The organism is Kitasatospora sp. MAP5-34 (genome assembly GCF_029894335.1).
Classification (GTDB): Bacteria; Actinomycetota; Actinomycetes; order Streptomycetales; family Streptomycetaceae; genus Kitasatospora.
This window is the reverse complement of sequence record NZ_JARXZC010000077.1, coordinates 1-7,818: the sequence shown is the minus strand read 5'-3', so window position 1 is coordinate 7,818 and position 7,818 is coordinate 1. Positions and strand designations below refer to the sequence as shown.

Annotated in this window: 7 protein-coding genes; 1 reads left to right on the top strand and 6 read right to left on the bottom strand. The window is 70.1% G+C overall.

Annotation, left to right across the window (positions count from 1 at the left end; all coding sequences use genetic code 11):
- Positions 1-430 precede the first annotated feature (430 nt).
- Complete coding sequence (locus P3T29_RS32110) at positions 431-1,444, bottom strand: stage II sporulation protein M (protein ID WP_280720212.1); 1,014 nt, start codon at positions 1,442-1,444, stop codon at positions 431-433.
- A 207-nt stretch (positions 1,445-1,651) separates the two neighbouring features.
- Between P3T29_RS32110 and P3T29_RS32105 the strand changes: the two genes are divergently transcribed.
- Complete coding sequence (locus P3T29_RS32105) at positions 1,652-2,587, top strand: RDD family protein (RefSeq protein ID WP_280720211.1); 936 nt, start codon at positions 1,652-1,654, stop codon at positions 2,585-2,587.
- Between the two features lie 8 nt (positions 2,588-2,595).
- Here P3T29_RS32105 and P3T29_RS32100 read toward each other — a convergent pair whose 3' ends face one another.
- The 5 genes from P3T29_RS32100 to P3T29_RS32080 all read right to left on the bottom strand — a co-directional run bounded on the left by P3T29_RS32100 (position 2,596) and on the right by P3T29_RS32080 (position 7,631).
- Positions 2,596-3,231 carry a hypothetical protein gene (locus tag P3T29_RS32100; protein ID WP_280720210.1) on the bottom strand — a complete coding sequence of 212 codons (636 nt, stop codon included), beginning with the start codon at positions 3,229-3,231 and terminating at the stop codon, positions 2,596-2,598.
- A gap of 163 nt (positions 3,232-3,394) precedes the next feature.
- Entirely contained in the window at positions 3,395-4,843 is a 1,449-nt protein-coding gene (gene ahcY, locus P3T29_RS32095) for an adenosylhomocysteinase (RefSeq protein ID WP_280720209.1), read from the bottom strand.
- Between the two features lie 260 nt (positions 4,844-5,103).
- Positions 5,104-6,087 carry a cation diffusion facilitator family transporter gene (locus P3T29_RS32090; RefSeq protein ID WP_280720208.1) on the bottom strand — a complete coding sequence of 328 codons (984 nt, stop codon included), beginning with the start codon at positions 6,085-6,087 and terminating at the stop codon, positions 5,104-5,106.
- 80 nt (positions 6,088-6,167) lie between these two features.
- Entirely contained in the window at positions 6,168-7,379 is a 1,212-nt protein-coding gene (locus P3T29_RS32085) for an SIS domain-containing protein (RefSeq protein ID WP_280720207.1), read from the bottom strand.
- A 69-nt stretch (positions 7,380-7,448) separates the two neighbouring features.
- On the bottom strand, positions 7,449-7,631 hold the full coding sequence (locus P3T29_RS32080) for a Trm112 family protein (RefSeq protein ID WP_280720206.1): 183 nt from the start codon (positions 7,629-7,631) through the stop codon (positions 7,449-7,451).
- Between the last annotated feature and the right edge of the window lie 187 nt (positions 7,632-7,818).

The window sequence follows — 7,818 nt, the reverse complement described above, 5'->3', positions numbered from 1 at the left end:
GGGATGTCAACATATCTGGCGTTGACTTTTGGCACGCTGTTGAGTTCTCAAGGAACGGACGCTTCCTTCAAGCCGCTCTCGCAAGCTCTCCGGGCACTTCGTTCTTTCGTGTTTCAAGCTTATCAGATGTTTTCCGCTCCGTTTACCGGAGTTTCGTTTATCTGAATTCCCGCTTGGGGGATTTCCTCTGACTTCGCTACGAAGCTTATCAAACACTTCGTTGTGCTCGGTCTCAGGTTTTGCCTGATCAGGCGGGCATCCGTGGACACCTGCTGCCTCGACTCGGCTGTGTCGTAGACATTAACGCCTGGTGGCGACTGTGTCCAGTCGGTCCCAACCGTTCAAATCTACTAGCCCACCAGTGCCACGTCAATGGCCTTTCGGGTTGATCATGAGACTACCAGCTCGGAGGGCCGATCCCGCACACGCCTCACGCGGCCACTGGTCGCAGGTCGGTACGGTCTGCCTCCTCCACGTCACCGGACTCGCCGGACTCGCCCAGGGCGGCGGCTCGGCGGCCGAGGACCAGGGCGTACAGCAGGAAGAGCACCTCCGCCACCACTCCGATGCCGATCCGTGCCCAGGTCGGCAGGCCCGACGGGGTCACGAAGGCTTCGAGGATTCCACTGACGAAGAGGGCGGTGGCCAGGCCGACCGCCATACCGATGGTGGCGCGGCCGGCTTCGGCGAGGGCCGTGAGGCGGGTGCGCGGGCCCGGGTCGATGATCGTCCAGCCGAGGCGGAGGCCCATTCCCGCCGCGACGAAGACTGCGGTGAGCTCCAGCAGGCCGTGCGGCAGGAGCAGGCCGAGGAACAGGTCCAGGCGGCCGGCCGACGCCATCAGGCCCAGGCCGATGCCGAGGTTCATGACGTTCTGGAAGAGCACCCAGAGCACCGGCAGTCCGAGTACGACGCCGAAGACCAGGCACTGGGCCGCGATCCAGGCGTTGTTGGTCCACACCTGGGCGGCGAAGGAGCTGGCAGGGCGGTCGGTGTAATAGGTCTCGTACTCGCCGCCGGGCTTGGTCAGCTGGCGCAGCTGGTCCGGGGCGACCACGCTGTCGCGGACCTCGGGGTGGGTCGCTATCCACCAGGCGAGGAGGGCGGCGCCGAGCAGGGAGAGCAGTGCGATCGGGATCCACCAGCGGCGGGAGCGGTAGAGGGCGGCCGGGAAACTGACCGTGTAGTAGCGGCCCGCGTCGCGCCAGGAGGAGTTGCGGGCGCCGGTCACGGCACTCCGGCCCCGGGCGACCAGGGTGGTGAGCCGGCCCTCGACGGTCGGGTCGGGGGCGGTGGCCTGGACCTGGGCGAGGTGGCTGGTGGCGCGTTGGTAGAGGGTGACCAGTTCGTCGGCCTCCTCACCGGTCAGCCGGCGCCGCCTGCTGAGGGCTTCCAGCCGGTGCCACTCCGCTTGGTGCGCGGCGACGAAGACGTCGAGATCCATTTCGGCTCACTCCAGCTGACAGGCGCGGAAGGGGGTAGCGGCGCGCCTAGCTTGCCAGAGGTCGTACGCCCGTACGCGTCGGTTCCCGGACCACTCTTCCGGGGGATCGTGGGTCACCGTATGTTTGCGGCTGGAAGTACGGGGGCTGTGCCGTCTGGCGGGCGCCCGCGATGCGGGCGGGACCGCAGACGGAACGGACGGGGTGTTGTGAGCGACCTTGTGACGGGCGAGGCGGTGGTCCTCGGACTGCGCACCGCGAAGCTGCCGAGCCGGGCACTGGCGATCACGATCGATATGACCGTGCAGTGGGGGGCACTGTTCGCGAGCGTGCTCGTTCTCGCTTTTGCCGCGCCCGACCTCGACGTGGCGGCCAGGGCCGCCGCGTCGCTCGGGCTGGTGGTGTTCTACATGGTGGCGCTGCCGGTGCTGATCGAGACGCTGTCCCGAGGGCGCTCGCTGGGCAAGCTGGCCTTCGGGCTGCGGGTCGTCCGCACCGACGGCGGCCCGGTGCGGTTCCGGCACGCGTTGGTGCGGGGGCTGGTGGGCTTCGCGGAACTGCTCATGTTCGTAGGGATCCCGGCGGTGATCACCTCCCTGATCTCCGAGCAGGGACGGCGGCTGGGCGACATCTTCGCGGGGACGCTGGTGGTCCGGGAGCGGGTGCCCGGTGGCGGGCGGGGACAGGACGTCCTCCCGCCGCTGCCGCCGGAGCTGCTGCGCAGCCTGGGCGGGGAGTTGGTCGCGCTGGATCTCTCCGCCGTGCCGGACGGGCTCTGGCTCGCGATCCGTCAGTACCTCGGCCGGCTCGGCCAGCTCGATCCGGCGGTGTCGCAGCAGATGGCCCACCGGCTCGTCGGGGACCTGGTGGCGCACACCGGTCGCCCCGCGCCGTACGGGCCGCACCCGGCCGCGTACCTCGGCGCGGTGCTGTCGGAACGGCAGCGGCGGGAGTGGGCCCGGACGATGGGCGCTCAGCAGCAGCACCAGATCGGTCAGCAGTACCAGGGCGGGTACCAGCACCAGGGCGGGCAGCAGGTCCAGCAGCAGCCGTACCAGGCACCGGTGCAGGCCACCCATCCACAGCCGCAGCCACCGCAGGTGCCGCCCGCGACGACGCCGGGCGGCTTCGCGCCGCCGGCCTGACGCCCAGGTCAGCTGTAGTACTCGGTGGGCCAGGTGTTGGGTGGGGAGGCCAGCTCCTCCAGTTGGATGCCGGAGGCGGAGAGCACCACGTCGCCCGCGAGGTGGACGATCTGCTGCTCGCCGGTCTCCAGGTCCGCGACCTGGTACTGCTCGACCAGCAGGGGGCCGCTGTCGGTCACGTGCGTCTCGGTCTTCTCCAGCAGCCAGCCCTGGTCGAGGGTGCGTGGTGCCAGCACCGGTTCGGTGAAGGCCACCAGCCGTACCCGGGCACTGCCGCCCGGGCTGAGGCGGAGCAGGCGGGCGGTGGCGACCAGGAAGGCCGGGGAGCTGCCGGTGAAGGCATGTGCCCGGTCGTGACCCTCGACGGCGTGCTCGCCCGCCGGGTCGGCGGCGTCCGTGCGGACCCAGGCGACGCCGTCCACCGCTCCCCCACGGACCTGCCAGCCGCCGGCCCGGAGTTCGAGGCGGAGCGGGCGGCTGCGGGAGTCGAGGGTGAGGTCGGTGGTGCCGAGGGTGCTGCCGTCCGGGCCGTAGGTCTTCGAGACGTAGCGCCAGCCTGCCGGGCCGGGGGCGCAGCTGAAGCGCTCCTCGCCGAGCAGGACGTGGTCGTGGGTGTCGTGGAGTGAGTAGCGGCCGTTGGGCATGGGCGAAGCCTACGGCGGCGGAAGAACCGGCCGGGATGCAACCTTCCGCCGACCCGCCTGACGCCGAGCCGGACACGCGTACGGCCGATGCCCCGGGGGTACACCGGCCGTACGCGTTCACTCGTTCACATGCTCAAGTAGTGGAGCACTCAAGCAAGTTGGATCAGTAGCGGTACGTCTCCGGCTTGTACGGGCCCTCGACCGGGACACCGATGTAGTCGGCCTGGTCCTTGGACAGCACGGTCAGCTTCACACCCAGCGCGTCCAGGTGCAGCCGGGCCACCTTCTCGTCCAGGTGCTTCGGCAGCACGTAGACGTCCACCGGGTACTGCTCGGTCTTCGTGAACAGCTCGATCTGCGCGATCGTCTGGTTCGCGAAGGAGTTGGACATCACGAACGACGGGTGACCGGTCGCGTTGCCCAGGTTCAGCAGACGCCCCTCGGACAGCATGATGATCGTGTGACCATCGGCGAAGCGCCACTCGTGGACCTGCGGCTTCACCTCGGTCCGCACGATGCCCGGCAGCTTCGCCAGACCCGCGATGTCGATCTCGTTGTCGAAGTGACCGATGTTGCCGACGATCGCCTGGTGCTTCATCTTCTCCATGTCCGACGCAAGGATGATGTCCTTGTTGCCCGTCGTGGTGATGAAGATGTCCGCGACCGAGACGACCTCGTCCAGCGTGGTCACCTGGTAGCCGTCCATCGCCGCCTGCAGCGCGCAGATCGGGTCGATCTCGGTGATGATCACCCGGGCGCCCTGGCCGCGCAGCGACTCCGCGCAGCCCTTGCCCACATCGCCGTAACCGAAGACGACCGCGACCTTGCCGCCGATCAGGACGTCGGTGCCACGGTTGATCCCGTCGATCAGCGAGTGGCGGCAGCCGTACTTGTTGTCGAACTTCGACTTGGTGACCGCGTCGTTGACGTTGATCGCCGGGAACAGCAGCTTGCCGTCACGGTGCATCTCGTACAGCCGGTGCACACCCGTGGTGGTCTCCTCCGTCACGCCCTTGATCGTGGCGGCGACCTCGGTCCACTTGTTCGGGGTCTCCTTCAGGGTGCGGTTCAGCACCTCCAGGACGATCCGGAACTCGTCGTTGTCGGCGGTGGACGGGTCCGGCGCGACACCGGCCTTCTCGAACTCCACGCCCTTGTGGATCAGCATGGTGGCGTCACCGCCGTCGTCCAGGATCATGTTCGGGGTCTGGCCGTTCGGCCAGGTCAGCGCCTGCTCGGTGCACCACCAGTACTCCTCCAGCGTCTCGCCCTTCCAGGCGAACACCGGCACACCCGACGGGTTCTCGGCGGTGCCCTCCGGGCCGACCGCAATCGCGGCGGCCGCGTGGTCCTGGGTGGAGAAGATGTTGCACGAGCACCAGCGGACCTCAGCACCCAGCGCCGTCAGCGTCTCGATCAGCACGGCGGTCTGCACCGTCATGTGCAGCGAACCGGTGATCCGGGCACCGGCCAGCGGCTGCGAGGCCGCGAACTCCCTGCGGATGGACATCAGGCCGGGCATCTCGTGCTCGGCCAACTGGATCTCCTTGCGACCGAACGGCGCCAGGGAGAGATCGGCAACCTTGAAGTCACCGGTGATGTTCGAAGACATGCGTCCTGCTCCTCGTTGAGGGATGGGTCTCGTACGGGTGTGCTTCGCGGCAGAGTGCCCGACGGCTCGGCTCTCTGCTCACGGCACAATCCGTCGGAGGACCTCTCTCCCTCGACCAGTGCGCGCGGCCGGGCCGGGCGCGCCGATCGACCGCCATCAGCAGCGACGTTTGGCTCTGCTGACGAATCTACACCGACGGCGCAATCGCACGGGATTCGTACGGCTGGATTGGGCCGGTTTCTATGGGTCGGGTGCCGGAATCAGCTGTCAGCGGTCCGGTGCGGGACCGGACCGCCCGGGGTGGCCTCGCGGTCCGGGCCGGCGGCGGCCTTCTCGGCGCTGTAGATGTCCGGTTCCAGGTAGATGGCCCGGGCCATCGGTACGGCCCGGCGGACTCTGGCCTCGGCCGCGTCGATGGCCTCGGCGATCCGGGCGGCACTGTCCTCGGCGTTGACGCCGATCTTCGCGGCGACCAGGAGCTCCTCCGGGCCGAGGTGCAGGGTGCGCATGTGGATCACGCCGGTGACCGAGTCGTGGTCCACCAGGGCCGCACGGATCAGGGCCACCACCTCCTTGTCGGCGGACTCGCCGATCAGCAGGGACTTGGTCTCCAGCGCGAGCACGATCGCGATCAACACAAGCAGGACACCGATCGACAGGGTGCCGACACCGTCCCAGACACCGTCCCCGGTGGCCACGGTGAGGCCGACGCCGAGCAGGGCGAGCACCAGGCCGATCAGCGCGCCGGAGTCCTCCAGCAGTACGACGGGCAGTTCGGGGGCTTTCGCTCGGCGGATGTAGTCGACCCACCCGAGCGCGCCCTTGGCCTTGGCCGCCTCCCGATACGCCGTCAGGAACGACCAGCCCTCCATCAGGATCGCAAAGACCAGGACCCCCACCGCCCAGTACCAGCCGTGCAGTTCGTGCGGGTCGCGGATCTTCTGGTAGCCCTCGTAGCAGGCGAACAGCCCACCGACGGTGAACAGCACGATGGCGACCAGGAAGCCGTACACGTAGCGCTCACGGCCGTAGCCGAACGGGTGCTGCGAGTCCGCCTCGCGGGCCGCGCGCTTGCCGCCGATCAGCAGCAGCACCTGGTTGCCGGAGTCGGCCACCGAGTGCACACCCTCGGCGAGCATGGACGACGACCCGGTGAACGCGAAGGCCGCGAACTTGCTGACCGCGATGGCGAGGTTGGCCGACAGTGCTGCGACCAGCGCCTTGGTGCCGCCTTCGGTGCTCATGGCTTCTGTGTGGTCCCTGTTCTGCTGTGGCGGGGTTCTGCTGTGGTGGGATCTGCTGTGGCGGGTCGGCCAGGGCCTGCTCAGAGTTGGGCGGCGGCGAGTCCGAGGTAGACGGCGGCGAAGTCGGTCAGACCGGTCAGCTCGGCGAGCGCCTGGAGCGGGTCCGTCCGACCGCTGGTCAGATCGGTGATCCGTACGTCGTGCGCGGTGGCGAGGCGGCGGGCGCGGGAGACGGCGTAGCCGGGGTCCACCTGGTCGTCCGGTTCGGTGCTCTCCCCCGGGGTCCGGCGCAGCAGCAGGACCTGGAGCAGCAGCGGGTCGGGCTCCTCGATGCGGTCGCGGAAGAAGTCGTCCGGGTCGGCACCCGCGCCGAGCTTGCCGACCAGCATGCCCCGGTGGGCGGTGAGTGCCTGTGGCAGGACGGCGGCCAGCGCCGGGCGGCCGGCCCGGTCGGCGAGCATCGCGGCGAAGCGGTCGGCGGCGACCCCGGCCAGCGGGCCGTCCGCCCAGAGCAGCGGGACCGTCCCGGCGAGCTGGCCGGCCAGGCTCTTGGCCGGGTTGACGTACGCGGCGGCGTGGGGACGGCAGCATACGGCGACCTCGTCGAGCCGGTCCGCCGTCGCCTCCAGCTCCCCTGCCGGCAGTTGGGTGACACCGATCCGCTCGGTGAGGGCGAGCAGCGGGGCGAGGACGGCCCAGAGGGCGCCGACATCCTCGGCGGGCAGGTCGGCCTCGGCCGGGACGTGCCGTTCACGGTCCTCGTCGTCCGGCGCGGCCGTGACGTACGGCAGCGGGAGACCCCGGACCTGCAGGGCCGCCTCGGCCAGCAGGCTGCCGGCGGGGGCGATGACGGCGATCGCGCAGCCGCGTGCGTACGCCTGCTCGGCGAGGCTGATCAGGCCCTGCTCGCCGCCGTCGGCGGAGGCCAGCACCAGCAGGTCGAGCGGGCCCGCCCAGCCGGGGAGCTGCCAGGCCAGACCCGCCGTGAAGGCGGGGGTGCCGAGGTGTCCCCGGGCGATCGGGGCGACCTCGTACGGGGCCAGCGGGAGGACCTGGCAGCTGGTGACGGCCAGCGCCGCCAGTGCGGCGCCCGCCGTGAGGGTGGCACCGTGCCCGGCGACCAGGACGGTGCGGGGCCGCCCGTCCGGACGCAGGTCGGACAGGCCGGCCGCCTCCGCGAGCCGCAGGGCGGTACGGATCCTGGCACCCGCTCCCGCCAGGGCGAGCAGGGCGTTGTCCCGGTCGGCGCGCTGGAGAGCGGCCGGGTCGTCGAGCAGGGCGTCGTCGAGCATGCGGCTGGCCTCCGGCGGGAGAGAGCAGACGGGAGCTGGTGGAGCGGTACGGCTGGTGGAGCGGGTGGATCAGGAGGGGCGGCGGGCCTCATCCACGAGGAGCACCGGGATGCCGTCACGGACCGGGTAGACCAGACCGCAGCTCTCACCGGTGCAGCGCAGCTCGGTCTCGTCGCCCTGACCGGACTCGGCGAGTGCGGCGTGGCACTGCGGGCAGACCAGGATGTCGAGCAGGAAGGACGGCAGGCTCATGGGGGGCAGGCTCCGGGTGTGATGTGTGCGGGGCCCGGGCTGACGCCCCGACCGGTAGACCGTTGGCCAGCCTACCGCCCGGGGTGCGTGTGGGGTCAGGCGCGGACGAGGGTGAGGACGGTGTCGCGGAGTTCGGTCATCTTCGCGGGGTCCTTGGCCTCGACGTTGAGGCGTAGCAGGGGTTCGG

Bases quoted from the DNA above. Each gene is read 5' to 3' on its own strand.
- P3T29_RS32110 (WP_280720212.1), bottom strand. From the start codon at position 1,444: ATGGATCTCGACGTCTTCGTCGCCGCGCACCAAGCGGAGTGGCACCGG.
- P3T29_RS32100 (WP_280720210.1), bottom strand. From the start codon at position 3,231: ATGCCCAACGGCCGCTACTCACTCCACGACACCCACGACCACGTCCTG.
- ahcY (WP_280720209.1), bottom strand. From the start codon at position 4,843: ATGTCTTCGAACATCACCGGTGACTTCAAGGTTGCCGATCTCTCCCTG.
- P3T29_RS32090 (WP_280720208.1), bottom strand. From the start codon at position 6,087: ATGAGCACCGAAGGCGGCACCAAGGCGCTGGTCGCAGCACTGTCGGCC.
- P3T29_RS32085 (WP_280720207.1), bottom strand. From the start codon at position 7,379: ATGCTCGACGACGCCCTGCTCGACGACCCGGCCGCTCTCCAGCGCGCC.
- P3T29_RS32080 (WP_280720206.1), bottom strand. From the start codon at position 7,631: ATGAGCCTGCCGTCCTTCCTGCTCGACATCCTGGTCTGCCCGCAGTGC.